This is a genomic window from Oribacterium sp. FC2011, from assembly GCF_000701645.1.
In the GTDB taxonomy this organism is placed as follows: Bacteria; Bacillota; Clostridia; order Lachnospirales; family Lachnospiraceae; genus Oribacterium.
In genome coordinates, this window is record NZ_JNJM01000002.1 from 253,662 (window position 1) to 272,218 (window position 18,557).

General features: G+C 45.0%; 14 protein-coding genes. 11 read left to right on the plus strand and 3 right to left on the minus strand.

Annotated features, from left to right (window positions below):
* The first annotated feature begins 133 nt into the window (after positions 1-133).
* Entirely contained in the window at positions 134-1,678 is a 1,545-nt protein-coding gene (gene gpmI, locus T357_RS0102545; protein WP_031548307.1) for a 2,3-bisphosphoglycerate-independent phosphoglycerate mutase, read from the plus strand.
* A gap of 170 nt (positions 1,679-1,848) precedes the next feature.
* A complete protein-coding gene (locus tag T357_RS0102550) occupies positions 1,849-2,736 on the plus strand; it encodes a DegV family protein (protein ID WP_031548309.1) in 888 nt (295 codons plus the stop codon).
* 128 nt (positions 2,737-2,864) lie between these two features.
* Here the strand turns inward: T357_RS0102550 and T357_RS19885 are convergent, their stop codons facing one another.
* The gene (locus T357_RS19885) at positions 2,865-3,809 is read right to left on the minus strand and encodes a hypothetical protein (protein ID WP_031548311.1); all 945 of its coding nucleotides are present in this window, start codon (positions 3,807-3,809) and stop codon (positions 2,865-2,867) included.
* 371 nt (positions 3,810-4,180) lie between these two features.
* Between T357_RS19885 and T357_RS0102560 the strand changes: the two genes are divergently transcribed.
* The 9 genes from T357_RS0102560 (at position 4,181) to T357_RS0102605 (ending at position 17,924) form a co-directional block, all read left to right on the plus strand.
* Positions 4,181-6,271: an FAD-binding protein gene (locus T357_RS0102560; protein ID WP_031548313.1), complete on the plus strand. Its 2,091-nt coding sequence runs from the start codon at positions 4,181-4,183 to the stop codon at positions 6,269-6,271.
* A gap of 261 nt (positions 6,272-6,532) precedes the next feature.
* Entirely contained in the window at positions 6,533-6,796 is a 264-nt protein-coding gene (gene rpsT / locus T357_RS0102565; protein WP_029201317.1) for a 30S ribosomal protein S20, read from the plus strand.
* A gap of 225 nt (positions 6,797-7,021) precedes the next feature.
* Positions 7,022-8,551, plus strand: coding sequence for an alpha/beta hydrolase (locus tag T357_RS0102570; protein ID WP_031548315.1), 1,530 nt, complete (start codon positions 7,022-7,024; stop codon positions 8,549-8,551).
* A gap of 162 nt (positions 8,552-8,713) precedes the next feature.
* Positions 8,714-9,772: an extracellular solute-binding protein gene (locus T357_RS0102575; RefSeq protein ID WP_044915908.1), complete on the plus strand. Its 1,059-nt coding sequence runs from the start codon at positions 8,714-8,716 to the stop codon at positions 9,770-9,772.
* 112 nt (positions 9,773-9,884) lie between these two features.
* Positions 9,885-11,579 (plus strand): sensor histidine kinase, encoded by a 1,695-nt coding sequence (locus tag T357_RS0102580; RefSeq protein ID WP_031548320.1) that lies wholly within the window; start codon positions 9,885-9,887, stop codon positions 11,577-11,579.
* A 137-nt stretch (positions 11,580-11,716) separates the two neighbouring features.
* Entirely contained in the window at positions 11,717-12,472 is a 756-nt protein-coding gene (locus T357_RS0102585) for a response regulator transcription factor (protein ID WP_031548322.1), read from the plus strand.
* Positions 12,473-12,742: 270 nt separating this feature from the next.
* Positions 12,743-14,161 (plus strand): hypothetical protein, encoded by a 1,419-nt coding sequence (locus tag T357_RS0102590; RefSeq protein WP_031548324.1) that lies wholly within the window; start codon positions 12,743-12,745, stop codon positions 14,159-14,161.
* A gap of 281 nt (positions 14,162-14,442) precedes the next feature.
* A complete protein-coding gene (locus tag T357_RS0102600) occupies positions 14,443-16,269 on the plus strand; it encodes an ABC transporter permease (RefSeq protein ID WP_031548326.1) in 1,827 nt (608 codons plus the stop codon).
* Between the two features lie 2 nt (positions 16,270-16,271).
* On the plus strand, positions 16,272-17,924 hold the full coding sequence (locus T357_RS0102605; protein WP_031548330.1) for an ABC transporter ATP-binding protein: 1,653 nt from the start codon (positions 16,272-16,274) through the stop codon (positions 17,922-17,924).
* Between the two features lie 72 nt (positions 17,925-17,996).
* On the opposite strand, the gene T357_RS0102610 is transcribed toward T357_RS0102605, so the two are convergent.
* A complete protein-coding gene (locus tag T357_RS0102610) occupies positions 17,997-18,218 on the minus strand; it encodes a hypothetical protein (RefSeq protein WP_031548332.1) in 222 nt (73 codons plus the stop codon).
* 11 nt (positions 18,219-18,229) lie between these two features.
* Positions 18,230-18,478, minus strand: coding sequence for a hypothetical protein (locus T357_RS0102615; RefSeq protein ID WP_031548334.1), 249 nt, complete (start codon positions 18,476-18,478; stop codon positions 18,230-18,232).
* Positions 18,479-18,557 lie beyond the last annotated feature (79 nt).

Sequence of the window (18,557 nt, forward strand, 5' to 3'; positions counted from 1 at the left end):
GGTGGAATCATTTTTCTCTGCGGATGTATAAACGAATTGTATATTTTTTAACAAAGTTAGCGTCAGAGTCATTGACGCTAACTTTTATTTGGTATAAACTACAAAAAAATCTAATAAAAAGAGGTAATGTTTCATGACAGATAAGAAACCAGTAGTACTTCTGATCCTTGATGGTTATGGCATCAATAAAAATCCGGAGGGTAATGCCATAGCTATGGCCCAGACTCCGGTTATGGATAAACTTATGGCAGAGTGCCCATTTGTTGAAGGACAGGCATCAGGACTTTTCGTAGGTCTTCCTGACGGACAGATGGGAAACTCAGAGGTAGGACATATGAATATGGGTGCAGGACGCATCATATATCAGGATCTTACACGTATAACAAAGTCCATCAATGACGGTGATTTCTTCACAAATCCCGCACTTATGAATGCAATCGAGAATTGCAAGAAGAATGATTCCGCTCTCAACATGTTCGGACTTGTTTCCGACGGCGGCGTTCACTCACACATCGAGCACATCTTCGGTATCCTTGAGCTCGCTAAGAGAAACGGCTTAAAGAAGGTTTATCTCTATGCATTCCTTGACGGTCGTGACACACCGCCTGATTCAGGAAAGAGCTTCCTTCAGCAGGTTGAGGGCAAGATGGCAGAGCTTGGTGTCGGCGAGATCGCTATGATTTCCGGTCGTTACTATGCTATGGACCGTGACAAGAACTATGACCGTGTTGAGAAGGCATACGATGCCATGACAAAGGGCGTAGGTGATAAGGCAGCATCAGTTACAGAAGCTATCGACAAGTCCTACGAAGCAAAGGTTCTTGATGAGTTCGTGGTTCCATGCGTTATTGAGAAGGATGGAAAGCCTGTTCACGTAATCACAGACGGCGATTCCTGCATCTTCTACAACTTCCGTCCGGACCGTGCACGTGAGATGACTCACTGCTTCTGCGATGATGAGTTTGATTTCTTTGCAAGAGGCAAGCGCCTGGATACAAAGTTCGTATGCTTCACAGATTATGATCCTACAATCCCTAACAAGGAGATAGCATTCCCGAAGCAGTCTATAACAAAGACTCTCGGTGAGTATGCTGCATCCCTCGGACTTAAGCAGCTTCGTATCGCCGAGACAGAGAAGTATGCACACGTAACCTTCTTCTTTAACGGCGGTGTTGAGGAGCCTAATGAGGGTGAGGACCGTGTACTGGTTCCTTCACCAAAGGATGTTCCTACCTATGACCTCAAGCCTCAGATGTCATGCCCTGAGGTATGCGACAAGCTTTGCGACGCTATCAGATCAGGCAAGTACGATATGATCATCGCTAACTTCGCAAATCCTGACATGGTTGGACACACAGGTGTTATCCCTGCTGCAGTTAAGGCCATCGAGGTTGTTGATGAGGCTGTAGGTAAGGTAGTAGACGCCATTAAGGATGCAAACGGTCAGATGGTCATCTGTGCAGATCATGGTAATGCTGACATGATGATCAACTACGAGACAGGCGAGCCATGGACAGCTCACACAACAAATCCTGTTCCATTCATCCTTGTCAACGCTGATCCTTCATGGAAGCTTCGTGAGGGCGGCGCACTTTGCGACCTTGCTCCTACTCTTCTTGAGATGATGGAGATTCCTCAGCCGGAAGAGATGTCAGGAAAGTCACTTATCGTAAAATGATAGGCTGATGCAAAGGCTTTGACAGTTTATAAAAAAGATAGTACAATGGCTCGGCGCGATTGTACTATCTTTTTTCGCGATATGATATGTGACTTCTGATGCAAATCGGGCTGAGCATTTCCCTGCCTGATACGCTGAGATTTATTGATGTTTAGATAGAGGTGTTATTAATGAGAATTGGAGTTTCTACAGATTCCGGGAGCGGCATCACACAGGAAGAAAGCAAGCAGCTCGGAGTTCGTGTTGTTCCCATGCCCTTCCGTATAGATGGACAGGAATACTTTGAAGATATAAACATTACCAGAGAAGAGTTCTTCGAAAAGCTCAAGAATGACTGTGACATATCAACTTCACAGCCAAGCATGGAAGACGTAATGAAGGTTTGGGACGAGCTTCTGGAAACCTGTGATCAGGTGGTTCACATTCCTCTTACCTCCGGACTTTCAGGCTCAACTCAGACAGCCATAATGCTTAGTCATGAAGATAAGTATGAAGGAAAAGTATTTGTTCCGGATGATAAGGGTGTTTCCATAACCCAGAGACAGTACTGCATATTTGCGACAGAGCTTGCCTCAAAGGGTTATGACGGACAGCAGATTTGTGACATTATCAACCGTGAATCTACAAGCAATCAGATCTATATCGGTGTTGATACCCTTAAGTATCTCAAGAAGGGCGGACGTATCACTCCCATGGCGGCTGCCATCGGAACCCTCCTTCACATCAAGCCGGTTCTGGGTATCACAAACGGCGGAAAGCTTGATTCCTTCACCAAGGTGAGAACCACCAAAATGGTCAGAGAAGCCATCATTAAGGGCCTTAAGGCTGAACTTGAGGGCCGTCTCAATGATAAGGATATGAACAACTGCTACGTTTGCGTTGCCTACACAGACAACCCCGAGCAGGCGGAAGCATTTGCAGAAGAGCTGAAGACAGAGTTCCCGGACAGACTGAATCCGGAGATCGTTGTAGCTCCTCTGTCACTGCTTATCAGCTGCCACATCGGGCAGAACGGACTCGGCGGAGGGGTTATCGAAAGACCCGCTGAATTGAAATAAAGAATAAAAAAGGATTTTCGAAAGTGGCTTAAAAACCACGTATTCGAAAATCCTTTTTTTAAATCTAAAAATCGTTCTGATTAGGATTTATTACACTTACATGGAAAACGTTTTGTTTGGATTTCCTTCTAAGACTGCTTAATCACGGAATTTGGCTCAACGGTTTCCCAGGTTCCGTCTGCATATTGAAGCTTGATGCCGACTATGGCATAGGTTGAAACCGTCTTACTCAGCCAGAGATGATCCAACAGCACAAAATTGTTGAAGGTCCTTGCATTATCGCTGACAGTGACTAATGAGGTTTTGTGAACATTACCATCCTCACCCAGGATATATTGTCCGAGAGAGTAGGGGTCGTCGGGATAGAATGGACCTGTTACCGACTGCTCGACGGTGGAATTGCCGGTTATTTCACAGGTGGCAACATTATGCCTTGCGTCATAAGGAGTTACTGTAAAGACTATTGCGTTAATGATTTTACCGGAGGAGTTAATAAAGTAGATGTTGGGGGAAATGCCTCCGTCCTTAGTCATATGTGCTTTCATGTACTGGATTTCAATGGGCTGTTTCGGGATGTAGGAGCTGCCGGCATAGCTGTACATGGCTGCCGCGTCGAAACCCGAGGCAGTGGTGTTTGCCGATGCGGAAGCGCTGCCGGTGCTCGCAGCTGCCGTGGTACCGGCGCCGGCTGTTCCGGAACCGCCCTGATAGTTCTCAACCCATTTTCCGTCCGCCCCCACATAGTAGCCGTCCGGGGTCCGGGTGTCGGTCAGCATTTTCCCGCTGTAATCCACGTACTTGTCATCAATCCATTTATCGGTAGCCAGATGTCCTTTCTGATCAAAATAGTACCAGCTGTTATCGATAAGGGTCCAGCCTGTTGCCCGGTAGCCATCCTCTTTTAAATAATACTGATAACCGCTGTCGTAGTACCATTCACTGGTCAGGGGCTTCTTGCTCTTATCCCAAAGCTTCCAGCCCAGGGCGTCCTGATGCCACTCGACGGCATAAGCTGTAAAGGAAGACATTATCAAAAAAACCGCTGTGAATAATCCAATACATCTTTTAAGCATTTCATCCCCCAAATACTTTGTGCAAGCAACAAGTGCTTACTCAAAAAAATTTCTGATATGGCCGGCTATTTCCTGAACGAATAAAAATACGTTTTGAAATAAACCGCTACATTCTTTATCGGCCGGGAAATAACAAATATAAAGCAACCGTAACAAAATGAAACACTATTAAAAATTGATTAAACTGTAACAAAATGGTATGATTCCACCTGATTATTCGTTATAATATACAAGGCATAACTTTATGTAATACATGCTAATGCTCAGAAATGTCGGTGAGCAGGGCCCCAAAACCCGCCGAATTCGTATATTTATGTATTAGCTGTATAAAAATAGTCAAAAGCTATTATTTAAATCTAGGAGGATCTATTATGTCAGAAAAATTAACTAGGCGAGATTTCATCAAGGGAATGGGCGCCACTGCAGTGATCGCAGGTCTCGGTTCCCTTACAGCCTGCACAAGTGGTGCGGGAACACCGGAAGCAACTACAGCTGCCGCTACAACAGCTGCTGCAACTGAGGCCGCTACAACAGCCGCAGCCGCTCCTGCAGGTGGTGCTCTTTACACACCCGGTACTTACACAGCAGGTGCAGATGGAATCAGCTCAAAGGTTACAGTTACAATGACTTTTGATGAGTCATCCATCACAGAAGTAAAGATCAATGCAGACGGCGAGACAGCTTCAATCGGTGGCGCAGCTGTTCCTGATCTTGAGAAGGCTCTTATGGATGCACAGTCAGCAGAGTTTGATGCTGTATCAGGTGCAACCATCACATCTGACGCTGTTAAGAAGGCAGCGGCTAACTGTATCGCACAGGCAAAGGGTGAGGCAGTTGCAGCAACAGGAGAGCTTATCCCGACAGGTTCTGATGAGGACTGGCTTGGTGAGGAACCTGTAGTTGATGATGCTGACATAAAGGATACTATCGATACAGATATCCTTATCGTAGGTGCAGGTAATGCAGGTATGATGGCAGCAGCTTATGCAGCTTCTAAGGGACTTAACTTCCGCGTTATCGAGCAGAATGCAGTAGTTCAGGATACACGTCACTGGTACGGCGCTATCAACAGTTCCGCAGCTATCGCAGCAGGTTCACATGTTGATAAGAAGAAACTCCTTTCAGAGATCAGCCGTTATGCATCAGGAAAGTGCGACCAGAGAGTAGTTAAGTTATGGCTTGACGAGTCAGCTGCAATGCATGATTTCGTAGCAGGCATCCTTGAGAATGAGCCATACAACTGGAAGTGCGATTTCACATCCGGTGAGGAAGCTCGTTGGCCGGACAGCGATGAGAATACAACTTTCGTATTCCCTGAGCAGGAGCACAACTACAGAGCTTCAGAGTCTGAGTACGGAATGCAGAGAAATGAAGTATTCCTCGAGGTTATCCAGAAGGCAGGCTATGATGTAGATTTCAAGACAGCTCTTGTAAAGCTTGAGAAGGATGATACAGGAAGAGTAACAGGCGTTATCGCTCAGAACGTAGATTCAGGCGACCTTATCCGTTACAATGCCAAGGACGGTGTTCTCCTTGCATGCGGCGGATATCCCGGCAACCCATTCATGATGGAGCAGCTTGATCCGCTTGGAACTTCTGTTACAACAGCATGCTCTTTCAGCCCTGCTGATAAGGGTTATGGAATCCGTGCAGCTGTTTGGGCAGGTGCTCATCTTGATGCTGAGTCAGCTCCTATGCTCTTTGACCGTGGTCTCGTAGCTCCTGAAGTTAATGCAGGATATGTTACAAGCGAGTCTTCCTTCGGCGGAAAGGCATTCCCTGGAACTGTAAGACAGTACAATCCCGGTACACAGCCATTCCTTAAGGTTAACCGTCATGGTCAGCGTTTCGCTAATGAGTCCAGCCCATACAATGATATCGTTTATGCAGCAGCTCATCAGCCGGGTCATGTATATGCTCAGATCATGGATGCAAACTACATGGAGGACATCAAGAGATTCCATACTATCGGATGTTCAGCACAGTCAAGAAACATCCCTGGCTATGTAGACAAGCAGCTTGAGCAGTACGGTGAAGAGGGCGAAGGCCTGATCTTCAAGGCTGACACCATCGAAGAGCTTGCTGACAAGCTTGGTTTCAAGGATGAGGATAAGACTAACTTCCTTGCAACAGTTGAGCGTTACAATGAGCTCTATGACAAGCAGGAGGATGAGGACTTCGGTAAGATGAAGGTTCGTCTCTCTGAGCTTAGAACAGCTCCATTCTATGGCTGCTGGCTCGGTGCATCACTCCTTACAACAGAGCAGGGTATCTCTATCAATGACAAGACACAGGCTCTTGATGCTGAGAACAAGCCGATTCCGGGTCTTTACATCGGCGGCGATATGTCAGGTTCATTCTTCGCAAACAACTATCCATGTCTCATGGCAGGTATCGCTTGCGGACGTACACTTACATTCGCTATGAAGTCCATTAAGGAAATGGCAGGAATCGAAGAGTAATTTCGTTCCGTTATATGAATCTCCATATTCAGGTGGGGGTTTCCAATAGTTATTCAGGGTCAGGCATCATGCCTGGCCCTTTATTCATGGATTTTCCCGGTGGGAAACACGGTGGGAATCTCGAAAATTCATTTTTTTAGCACTTGACACAAATGGGGCTTTTATATATGATAGTTGAGCGTGTTTTCAAACTGTCCGTGTCCGGTACTTGAAAAACGCATATGTAAGATATCGATATCAGGTGAAAGGAGATATTTCCAAATGGCAAATATTAAGTCAGCAAAGAAGAGAATTCTTGTTGCAGCTACAAGATATGAGCGTAACAAGGCTATCCGTTCAGAAGTTAAGACATACATCAAGAGAGTATACGCAGCAGTTGAGGCCGGTGATAAGGCTAAGGCTCAGGACGCTCTTAAGATGGCTCAGAAGAAGATTGCTATGGCTCACAGCAAGGGCATCTACAAGTCAAACAACGCTTCAAGAAAAGTTGCTAAGCTTTACAAGGCTGTAGATTCTATGAACTAATTTGCGCGAAAGGCGCACAGGAATCTTTGATCAGGATTTCTGTTTTCAAGTCGTTCTTGAAAAATTACTTTGTAAGTAACGTTACTCACGAAGACCCGCGGTTAACCCACCGCGGGTTTTTTTATATCCACCGGCTTTTATGTAGGGTGTTTCAATAATGTTTTTTCTCTGATAAAATAGAACATATTGTAAAGAATTATTGTTCCAAAATTGGAGGCAGAAACTATGATCATCATCAAAGATGGAAATGAAACCGAGACATTTGAAGAAATAAAAGATTTCACTGAAAAGTACACAAAGAAGCAGGGGCTTGGAAGCCGTGATGAAATGCATATAAATCTTGTTATGGAAGAAATGATGGAGATAACAAGATTATCCGGAAATGTAAATGACAGGTGCTTCAACATAGATGGAGATGGACATCTGTGTGCCCTTACCATGGAGCTTACCCCCGGAACCCTCCAGGATATTTCCTTTGAAAGTTTATCCGGAGTTTCTCAAAAATTAAAGGTTCTTTTGGGCACAAGTTTCGAAACCGTAGAAATGAATGAAAAAGCAGCGGAAGAAATAGGTGTTCGCCGTGCGGATAAGGAAACACTCCTTGAAATGGATTGTGAAGATGTAGAGGAAGCGTATCTGTGGACTCTCGACAGTTACAACATGGCTTCCTTCAACAAGTATATCGATGGAGACGAAGAGGACTGGGTGGCATTATCAGCTTCCATTCTGTCAGCATTGACCAAAGAAGTAAGAGTGCTTATTCTTAAGGGCTGTATCCTTTTCTCGGTTATTCTTGATTTTGACAGTAAAGCCGGCGAAAAGAAGAGCTATGGAATAAGTCCTGAGTTCGCAGCGCTTTCAAAGGTTCCTGTTGTGAAGACCAGGTTCCAGGTTAAACTTGTGGAGCTTATGTACAAGGGCCTTCCTAAGAAAGTGACAGCACCATTGGGTATGCGTCTTGACCGATTTGAAATCCCTGTTCCCACTTCAACAAAGGGGCAGATTGAGACTCTTGTATATGTACCATTTGCAGTTAAGGACAAAAAGGATGCGCCGGTCATCCTGTTCCTTCATGGCGGTGCCAACCTTTTTCCTGCGCTTCCTTACCATTATAAGCTTGCAGAGAATCTCGCAAAAAAGACCGGCTGCAAAGTTATGCTTCCAATGTATGATCTCGCACCTTATCGTCAGCCGCCTGTTCAGATAAAGGAAACATTTGAGGTTTACACTGAACTCCAGAACAATCCGGAAAAATATGCCATAGATCCCGGAAAAATCTTTGTGATCGGAGATTCGGCAGGAGGAACCATGGCGGCAGCCATTACCCTTCTGGCAAGAGACAAAGGACTTAAGATGCCTAAGGGAACACTTCTCCTTTATCCGTCTCTTGATATGAGATTTAAAACGGACTCTATGAATAGTTTCTCAGACGTTCCAGTCATAAACGGTGATTCAATCAGTGCTATCAGAAAGATAGTTCATTCTGACAGAGAGGAAGGTCTGAAATACCACTATTCTCCTGCAGAAGTCGAATCACTTTCGGGTCTTTGCCCCATGTATGTGGAAACCGCAGAATTTGACGCTCTGCATGATGAGGGTGTTGAATTCGCAAAGCGCCTTAAGGAGCAGGGTAATGTTGTAACACTGAACGAAACCCGCGGCACAGTACATGCCTTTGACATGGCAAAGGACAGCAGCATCCAGAGAGCAGCCGTTGATGCGAGAGCTGATTTTATAAAAGGTCTTTTGAACTGAGATTTTAAAGATGTCCTCTTTTCAGGGGGCATCTTTTTTCTTGAGTTCGATATCAGGCAGCTGAGCATCTATCAAGCTGAGTATCCGACAGGCTTGCTTGTTATACATTTTACAGTGTGACATAATGGTAGCAGAGGTTATTTTCGGTAAAGAGGCAATGGGATGAAAAGTCTGTATAATATATTTTTAAAAAAGACTCTGACAGTTGTAATTATAACGGCTTCCATTTTCCTGTCCGGCTGCGGAGGGAATCAGCGGGAACATGATATAGAGTCGCTTTCAGAGAAGTACAGTGTGCCGGAGGAAAAACAGCTTACGGTTTACACTTCTCACAAGGAGGAGGTTTATCTTCCGGTGATCACGGAATTTGAAAATACTACCGGCATATGGGTGAATATAGTTGCCGGTGGAACTTCGGAGATGTTCGACTTGATCGAGTCCGGAGAGGGCAGTGACTGTGACATCATGTTCGGGGGAGGCGCAGAGTATTACGAGGCAAAAAAGGAGTTATTTGCACCTTTCAAAGTGGCGGAAAGTGATATTCTTGACAGCCAGTATCTTTCTTCTGAAGATTTATGGACTCCCTTTACCGAGCTTCCTATCGTATTTATTTACAATCCCAAGCTTGTGGAAAAGAAGGATGCTCCCGGGAGCTGGAGGGATCTTTTTGATGAACGTTTTAAGGGGCAGATAGCATTTGCGGATATGGAGATTTCGGGAACCAGCTATACTATAGTCTCTCTTATGTCGCAGCTTTTTAATGAGACACCGGAAAAAATAATCCAGGAATTATATGAACAGCTTGACGGCAATGTTCTTGATTCTTCCGGTCTCGTTATTCCCTATGTGGAATCAGGCAGATGCATGGTGGGGATAACATTGGAAGAAACTGCAAAAAAATATATGGCAAATGGTTATGAAATCACCATGACATATCCGGAGGAGGGAACTACGGCCCTTCCTGATGCCTGTGCCATAGTAAAGGATGCACCTCATAGTTATAATGCCGGGAAATTTCTTGATTTCATCATAGCCTATGATACTCAGAAGTATGCTGCAGAACATTTCCACAGAAGATCTGTGAGAAAGGATGTGGAGTTGTCTAAGGATTATGAGGAAGTGAAGCTTTTGGATTTTGATATAAAAAAATCGGCAGCTGATGAGAATAGGGCCATGGACGCATGGAGAGCTGTCAGGGCATCAGGCAGGGAGCATCCATAAGACCTGTGTCGGTGTATAAGATTAAATGGCAGAATGAATTTTACAAACAGTACGAAAAACACCCGAAAACAACAGAACCCCTGTCATGTAAGATGGAAAGGAGCAGACCTACATGGGACTTGGATTTATAAAACAGTCTTTTAAACGGCAGATTTTTGCGGTCTTTCTTTTGGTGCTGCTTCTTATCGTGATACCCGGAGGGATACTTACCATACAGACCTTCCAGACCAGAGTCAGAATCGACTATGAAAACAGAGATCTGGAACAGCAGAGATTTGTTTCTGACAGGATAAGCGGGATGCTGGAGCTTTCAAAGACCGCTATGGAGAATCTGAGCCGGAGTCGGGTGATAAAAGAGGCACTTCGGACAGGAAACGGCAATACCATAGATGTGTATTCGGAACTGTATCGCGGAACTGAAGATATCAGAAATTTTGCGGTGATTGAGCTATACAGAGGAAGCAAATGCCGTTACAGCACCGGAACGAGTAATGGCAGTCTTATGTCTTCAGATTACTATTGGATGCTCAAAGAAGCTGAGGCGGGAAAAGATGTGGTGGCGTATGCATTGAACTCATCGGCAGTTGATGCGGGATCGTCGCTCCTTATGGTGAAAAAGGTACTTGATGACCCCGAGCCCTGCTTTATAATGATAAGGCTTTCACAGGATCAGGTAAAGGAACAGATCAAGGATGGCATTAATGCCCGTGACGGTTTCATACTTGCAAATAAATATCTGAGACCCTTCTGTCTTATCGGCACGGCTGAGGACGGAATGGTTCTCTCGAAGGTCAGAGAAAATCTTCTTTCTTCGCGGGCCTACAATTCCGAGATCAGGGACAATGTCTACCTTAACGAGCTTTCCGGAACGGAGCTTCTCTGTCTGTATATCACACCTCCGGTGCTGGAAGAGAGTGCTGTTAATGCGGGATACCGGGTACTTCTTTTGCTGGTACTGTTTGGTATGATCGTGTGCTTTATCGCAGCATCAAAATTCAGTGAATTTTTCTCAAGGCCTATAAATGAGCTTTACCGGGCCATGAAAAGGTTCAGAAAAGGCGACTTCGATACGAAGATAGAACTTGACCGGGAGGATGAGTTCCAGCAGCTTGCGGTTGGTTTCAACAAGATGACAACTCAGCTCAAGGAGACCATGGAAGAGCAGGTCAGAGCGGAAAGAAAGGTGACCGAAACCAGAATCGCCATGATGCAGGCGCAGCTCAATCCGCACTTCCTGTACAATACTCTGGATACCATAAAGTGGGCCGCAAAGGCAAATCAGGTGTCTGAGGTGGCTACATTAGCCGCATCTCTTGCGGGGATTCTCAGGTACAGTATTTCCGGGAAGCAGTTCTCGCCTCTGGAAAAAGAGCTTGAAATGATAAGAAGATACTGCGACATCCAGAGGATAAGATTTGATGACTGTTTCACTCTGGAGACTGAGGTCAGTGAGGAGCTGCTTAATGCTGTTGTCCCTAAACTCATACTTCAGCCCCTTGTTGAGAATTCAATAATACACGGTATGGAAGGACAGAAGGACGGAAGGATAAAGGTCAGGGCATTTGCAGAAGAGAATCTTCAGATTGATATCGAGGATAACGGCAAAGGCATTTCCGACGAATACATTAAAGCTCTGGAGATTGACGATGAGGAGACTCTCAAGGGACATCTGGGTCTTAACAATGTTAATACCATCATTCGTATGTATTATGGTAAGGCGTACGGAGTTAAGGCATCAAGGAGAGAGGAAGGCGGAACGCTGATCACGGTGAGGGTGCCGTTGGAATTTGGAGAAATAAATGAGTGACAGATATGGGGCGATTGGATCGATATCTATATGTAAGATATTTTGGCTAAAAACCAGAGCTGATAGATGAGAAGGTAATATTTAAAAGACACTTCATCTGATAAATTATGATATCGAAAAGATAGAAAGAGCGATATATGATTAAAGTAATGATAGTAGATGATGAACGTTTTGTGAGACGTGGTATCATTCAGGAAACCGACTGGGAACTAATAGGTTGTGAGGTGGTGGCGGAGGCTGCAAACGGAACCGAAGCACTGGAAAAAGCCGGAGAAGTAAGACCGGATCTTGTGATTTCTGACATCAGGATGCCGGAGATGGACGGGCTGGAGCTGGGGGAAAAGCTGATGGAGCTTTATCCGGAAATAAAGCTTATATATCTCACTGCCTACAGTGACTTTGAATATGCAAGAAAGGCACTTCGGGTAGGGGCTTCTGATTATCTTCTCAAACCCTTTGAGGACGGAGAACTGGAGAGCACCATACAGAAGCTGGTGCATTTCGAGACTATGAAAGAACAGGAAAAGGAACCTGATATACTCGGGCTTAAAGATAAGTCGGAGGTAGGCAACAAATATGTTCTTGAGGCAATAGAGTATATTGAAAAGCACTATAAGGATCCGGAGTTTACATTGGCAGCCCTTGCCGAAAGCATCAGTGTAAGTGACGGGCATATCAGCAGGCTGTTCAAAGCGGAGACCGAGTGCAGTATAAACAACTATCTCACAAAGTACCGCATCAAAAAGGCCATGGAGCTTCTTAAGGATGTGAAGATCAAGGTGTATGAGGTGGCGGATCTTGTGGGGTATCAGGACATCGCCTATTTTTCCAATACCTTTAAGAAGCTGGTTGGGAAGACTCCTTCGGAATATCAGATGCACGGAATGGACTGATTTTTTCTTGATAACCGAACCGGATAGAGTGCCATGTTGGATTGTGAGGTTTGCCTGATTGTTCCGGAGGCAATGCTTGTGCAAAATGTAATAATGGATTTACGAATGACATCATTTTCATCGTGAAAATGATGTCATTTTTTTACAAGATTTATCAGAGTAGTCATATTTTGATGTGAGAATCGCACAACTATAATATTGAACATAGAGTTACAAATGTGCAAAGAGCATAAGAACTTTGCACGGAACGTATTTTAAGGAGGACAAAAAGTGAGAAAGATTTTATCAACAATTCTGACAGTATCCATTCTGGCCACAACACTGGCAGGCTGTGGCGGCGGATCAACAACACAGGCAACAACTGCAGCAGCTTCAGCTGAGACAAAGGCAGCAGCAGAGATTCAGGCTCCTGCAGCAGGCGGCGCAGAAGAGAAGAAGACAGAGAACCTTACAGGTATTGATGCTATCATCGCAGAGGCTCAGACAATGTCTCTTGAAGAGCTTGCAAAGAAGGCTATCGAAGAGTCAAACGGAAAGACCTTCTACGGCGTAGGAAACTCCAGCCGTGGTAAGTCAGCACTTCCTGTATTTATCGAGTACTTAAAGACCATCGATCCATCTTACAACATGGAGTTCGAGTGGCAGCAGCCAAAGAACAACAAGATCTTTGAGCAGCTCACTTCCGATTCACTGAAGAGTGAAGGAACATTCGCAATGACACTTATCCAGGACGGAAACCAGATCCAGTCCAAGATGGTAGACACAGATATCCTTAAGACCTTCGTTCCACTTGACTGGGCAAAGGCAAACGGAACAACTCCTGATGAGTACACAGGATTCCTCCCGCTCCAGACACTTAACAAGGTATTCATGTACAACTGCACAGGATCTGCAGAGTTCAAGAACTGCTGGGATTTCGTATACGAGGGATCACATCCGTTATTCATGGGTGTTGACTCTGAGATCGTTGGAAAGAACTTCCTTATGATGCTCACAGAAGACAAGTATGCTGATTGGCTTAAGGCAGCTTATGACCAGCTTGATGATACCAAGAAGGCTTATTTCGAGCCGACAATCCAGTCTGTTCAGGCAGATGCAGCTGACCTCGGACTCGGCGCAAACGGTGCATACGCACTTGCATGGATCAAGCTCTGGGTAGGCAACTACAACGAGCAGACAGATGACGGTCCTATCTGTAACACACTTGTTGATGCATCAGCTAAGGATCAGTCAGGTCTCCTGGTTTATTCAAAGCTTCGTTCAGTTGAAGAGTCTGCAACAGTTTCTGTAAACAACATCAAGGTTGCAGCTTACGAGGACGGTTACACAGGTATCGGCGGATACGGCTACTGCCATTATCTCTTCCTTACAAAGAACAGCCCGCTTCCATGGACAGCATGTGCATTTATCGCTTATATGACATGTACAGAAGAAGGCTTCGATGCATGGGGCAAGGATATGGGCGGATACTCAGCTAACCCTGAAGTATCAAAGGCAGTTGAAGAGAAGTATCATCATTCAACAGGCGGCGGAGATGAGTTCCCTGCAAAGAATGACCGTGGCTATGACTGGTGGACAGGCGAAGGCCAGGGCGAGCTCGTTCTCGAGGATCCTGCATACTGCTCAGAGGTATCATTCTCAGTAGGAAGCTGGATCGACGTACTTGATCGTTATACACCGGGACAGTAAATCGCTTAGCGGGCAGGCGCAGGGATCCGGACAGTAAATATGTCAGCTCAGGCTGACCCGGATCCGGTGCTCCCGGGCGATAATTTAATCAGGATGTCGCTGCCAAAAGCGGCATCCTATTTTAAAGGAAAAAATCAGATTTCTGTTAAAAGAAAATGAAGTGTCAGACCCTCGCTGATATTATTTCAGATGGGCTGGCGAAGGAAAGTTAAAAGTTTAGACGGTGGACCATGGGGACGGAGTCTGAACTGTTACGAAGGAAATAATGAGAGGGAAAGGCAATGGAAAAACGCATTCAACCTGATAAGGGAGCGATATTCAGGAATTCGCTGAAGACCTGGTTCTCCCAGCCCCAGAATATAATATTGCTCTTATTCGGAATAGTACTTACATTCAGTACAGTGGCACCCATAGTTGCCATCGTGGAGGACACATTCAAGATACATCCCGGTACCATAGATCAGCATCTGACCGGAAGAGTTTCGGGATATACCATAGTGAACTACATCGATCTGTTCACTTCCAGACTGGCTAAGACAAATCTCTGGTTACCGCTTTTAAACACCGTGATCCTGTCGGTATGCACCTGCTTCATATCGATTCTTTTCGGAGGTTTGTTCGCATTCTTAGTCACAAGGACAAACATGAAGTTCAAGAAGTATCTGAGCTCCATCTTCATCTTCCCATACATCATGCCTCAGTGGACACTGGCGGTTGTGTGGCAGCACATGTTCTACAGCAACAAGGTAACGGGAACTTCAGACGGACTTATCGCCGCGATATTCCATACCTATTTCCCACACTGGTGGTGTCAGGGAGTCTTCCCCAGTGCCATGGTTCTGGGACTTCACTACGCGCCCTTCGCCTACATTCTCATCGGCGGAATCTTCAAGAACATGGACGCTAACCTCGAGGAAGCAGCTACGATACTTGATACTCCGAAATGGAAGATCATGTTCAAGGTAACACTGCCAATGATCAAGCCGGCTATCCTGTCAACCATCCTTCTGGTTTTCGGAAGCGCCATGGGAAGTTATCCGGTTCCTCATTACCTCAACCTCACCACACTTTCAACAAAGTACATCTCACTGAACAGTAAGTACACCGGTGAAGCAAGTATCCTTGCCATCATCATGATGGTATTCGGCGTACTGATCCTGGGTATGAACCAGATGAGTCTGAAGAGCCGTAAGAACTATACAACCGTAACCGGAAAGTCAGGACAGCTTACGAAGATTTCCATTGGAAATGCCGGAAAATACATTGTGGGAATCATCTTCATTCTGATCACTTTCTTCACAAGTATCTGGCCTATCATCCTCTTCGCGTTGGAGACATTCCTTCCGAACCCGGGTGACTACAGTTTCCTTTACACAGGAAATATGGCGCATCTCACTACCAAGTGGTGGATGACAAATGAGAACATTACCGAGAACGGAATGTATGGTCAGTCCGGAATTCTTTACAACAAGACCATCTGGCATGCATTCTTCGGAACACTGTTCCTTGCAGTGGTATGTGCCCTTATCGCAGGTACCATCGGAACACTTATAGGTTATGCGGTTGCCAAGAACAGAAGAAGCAAGTGGGCAAACTACGTTAACAATGTAGCCTTCCTGCCATACCTCATGCCATCAATTGCAGTTGGTGCAGCATTCTTCATACTGTTCTCAAACGAGCACATCAACCTGTTCAATACTTACACACTGCTCATCATCGCGGGTGTTGTTAAGTACATACCGTTCGCGTCGAGAAGCTCGCTGAACTCCATGCTTCAGATAAGTAACGAGCTGGAAGAGGCGGCCATCATTCAGAACACGCCATGGATAAAGAGAATGTTGAAAATCATCATTCCTATCCAGAAATCATCAATCATCAGCGGATACATGCTTCCGTTTATGACATGTCTCCGTGAATTGTCACTGTTCCTGCTGCTCTGTACACAGGGCTTCATCCTGTCCACAACACTTGACTACTTTGATGAGATGGGACTTTATGCATTCTCAAGTGCCATCAACCTAATTTTGATAGTGACGATTTTGGTATTCAATACATTGGTAAATAAGCTGACAGGAGCTAGTCTTGACAGTGGAATCGGAGGAAAGTAATCATGCCTGAGATTAAGTTGGAAAATATCACAAAGAGATGGGGAAAGTTTTTCGGTGTAGATAATGTAAGCCTGAACATTCCTGACAATTCATTCATAACACTTCTGGGACCTTCAGGTTGCGGAAAGACCACTATCCTTAGAATGATAGCCGGCCTTGAAACACCGACTGAGGGAAGGATCACCATAGGAGATACAGTTGTATTTGATTCTGATGCCGGAATCAATGTTCCGCCAAACAAACGTAAGGTTGGTTTCCTGTTCCAGAACTATGCACTCTGGCCCAACATGACGGTTTATGAGAATATCTCCTTCGGACTTAAGAACATTAACGAAGAGATGCCGGATGTAGACATTGAGGCAAAGCAGACAGGAGATATGATCAGATCTCTTCAGAACGGAAACAAGGTAAAGGAGATCGTTTCCGAATGCTTCGATAAAAACGGAAAGCTGGATGAGAAGAAGGCACTGGTTAAGCTTATTGATGCATTTTCACTTTCCATCTTTACTGCGAAGGAGCTGTTTGATCTCAAAATCCATGAGGCAGCTGAGCCTAATGCCGCAGCACAGAGCAAGCTCGCGGATTATGAGAAAAAACTCGAAGATATCAAGAAGAAATATGCCGGCGAAGGCAAAGAGCTTAACGATAAATTCGAGGTGACCCAGGGCGGCAAGGTTCTGGAGACCAAGAGAAAGCTCACAAAGGAAGAGATTGATTCCAGAGTCAGAGCATGTTCAAGAATCGTTAAGATCGGTATGTTCATGGACAGATATCCTGCAGAGCTTTCCGGTGGTCAGCAGCAGAGAGTTGCCATTGCAAGAACTCTTGCTCCGAGACCTCAGGTGCTTTTCATGGATGAGCCTCTTTCAAACCTTGATGCTAAGCTCCGTCTCGAAATGAGATATGAGCTCCAGAGACTTCATGTAGAGACCGGAAGTACCTTCGTATATGTAACTCATGATCAGATGGAGGCCATGACTCTGGCTACCAGAATCTGTCTTGTGAACAATGGTGTTCTTCAGCAGTATGCTGCACCTCTTGAGGTTTACAACAAGCCTGCAAATCTTTTCGTTGCAGATTTCGTAGGTAATCCTTCCATGAACTTTGTTGATGCAAAGGGAACCCAGAAGGAGGACGGAAGCTTCGAGGTAGATATCCTTGACGGAATAAAGGCAGAATTTGTTCCTGAAGTAAAGATGGATATCACTGAGTGGAGAAGTAAGAGAGATCAGGCAGACCGTGAAAAGGAAGAACTTGAAAGAGAGAGGCTCAGCCGCAAGGGTGCGGTTGAAAAGACCAACAAGGATGAGGTTTTCAAGTATCATATCCAGAAGGTTACCGAGCAGGATGACAGCCTTCTTGATGAGCCTGTGATCACAGACGAAGATTACGTTATCGGTATCAGACCTGAAGCTATAGATATCGAAGAGGATGGCAGCATCGAGGCTACAGTTTATGGTGCCATGCCTACAGGTATGGAGTCTACCCTCAAGCTTAAGATCGGTGATTTCCTTCTCACAGGTGTTATCTTCGGCGGCATGATCTACCAGATCGGCCAGAAGGAGAGAATCGAAATCACAGGAAAGAACATCCTGCTGTTTGACAGAAGATCCGGAAGACTTATCGCAAACGGAAGTCTCAGGATAAAAGGATAATATATTATTTTTTGTAAAGAAGCAGCCTCGGGGATTGCCCCCGAGGCTGCTTAAATGGAACTATTAATGGTGTCAACTTGCTTCTGATCTTGCAGGAGCAGCATCTTCAAAGAAATCATCCTGATCAGAAATAAATTCAAGTATATCTGATGTTAAAGCGTTTGGGTTTTCATTCATGAAGCCTTCTACGGCTTTAAGACGTGATTCCTTCTTTTTAACATATGTCAGCACTGCAACTATAAAACTGTAATAAGAATCTTCTACATTGTTTAAACGAATTGCAAATTCTTCCATTTTTTTCCTCCTTAATCACCATCATATACCCTTTGATAAATATTGTAGTCATTGAATCCGTGATTCTCAAACCAATAGGTATATGGTCTGCCATCAATGCCAAACGATATATGCGCCGCAATGCGTTTTTTGCAGTACTGCGCATAATAGATTTGATTGATTTCAGAACATATCTTACGATATTCTTTTGGATCAAGCCAAAAGCCGGGTCTTGAATAGGGGAACCCACCGGAATCTATTGGTAAATCTGAATTTTTCAAAATGTATAAACCTCCCTGACTATTTATATAAATCAGAGAGAGCCCGGAAGGACTTCCTATGATTTTTTCTTTAGGGAAT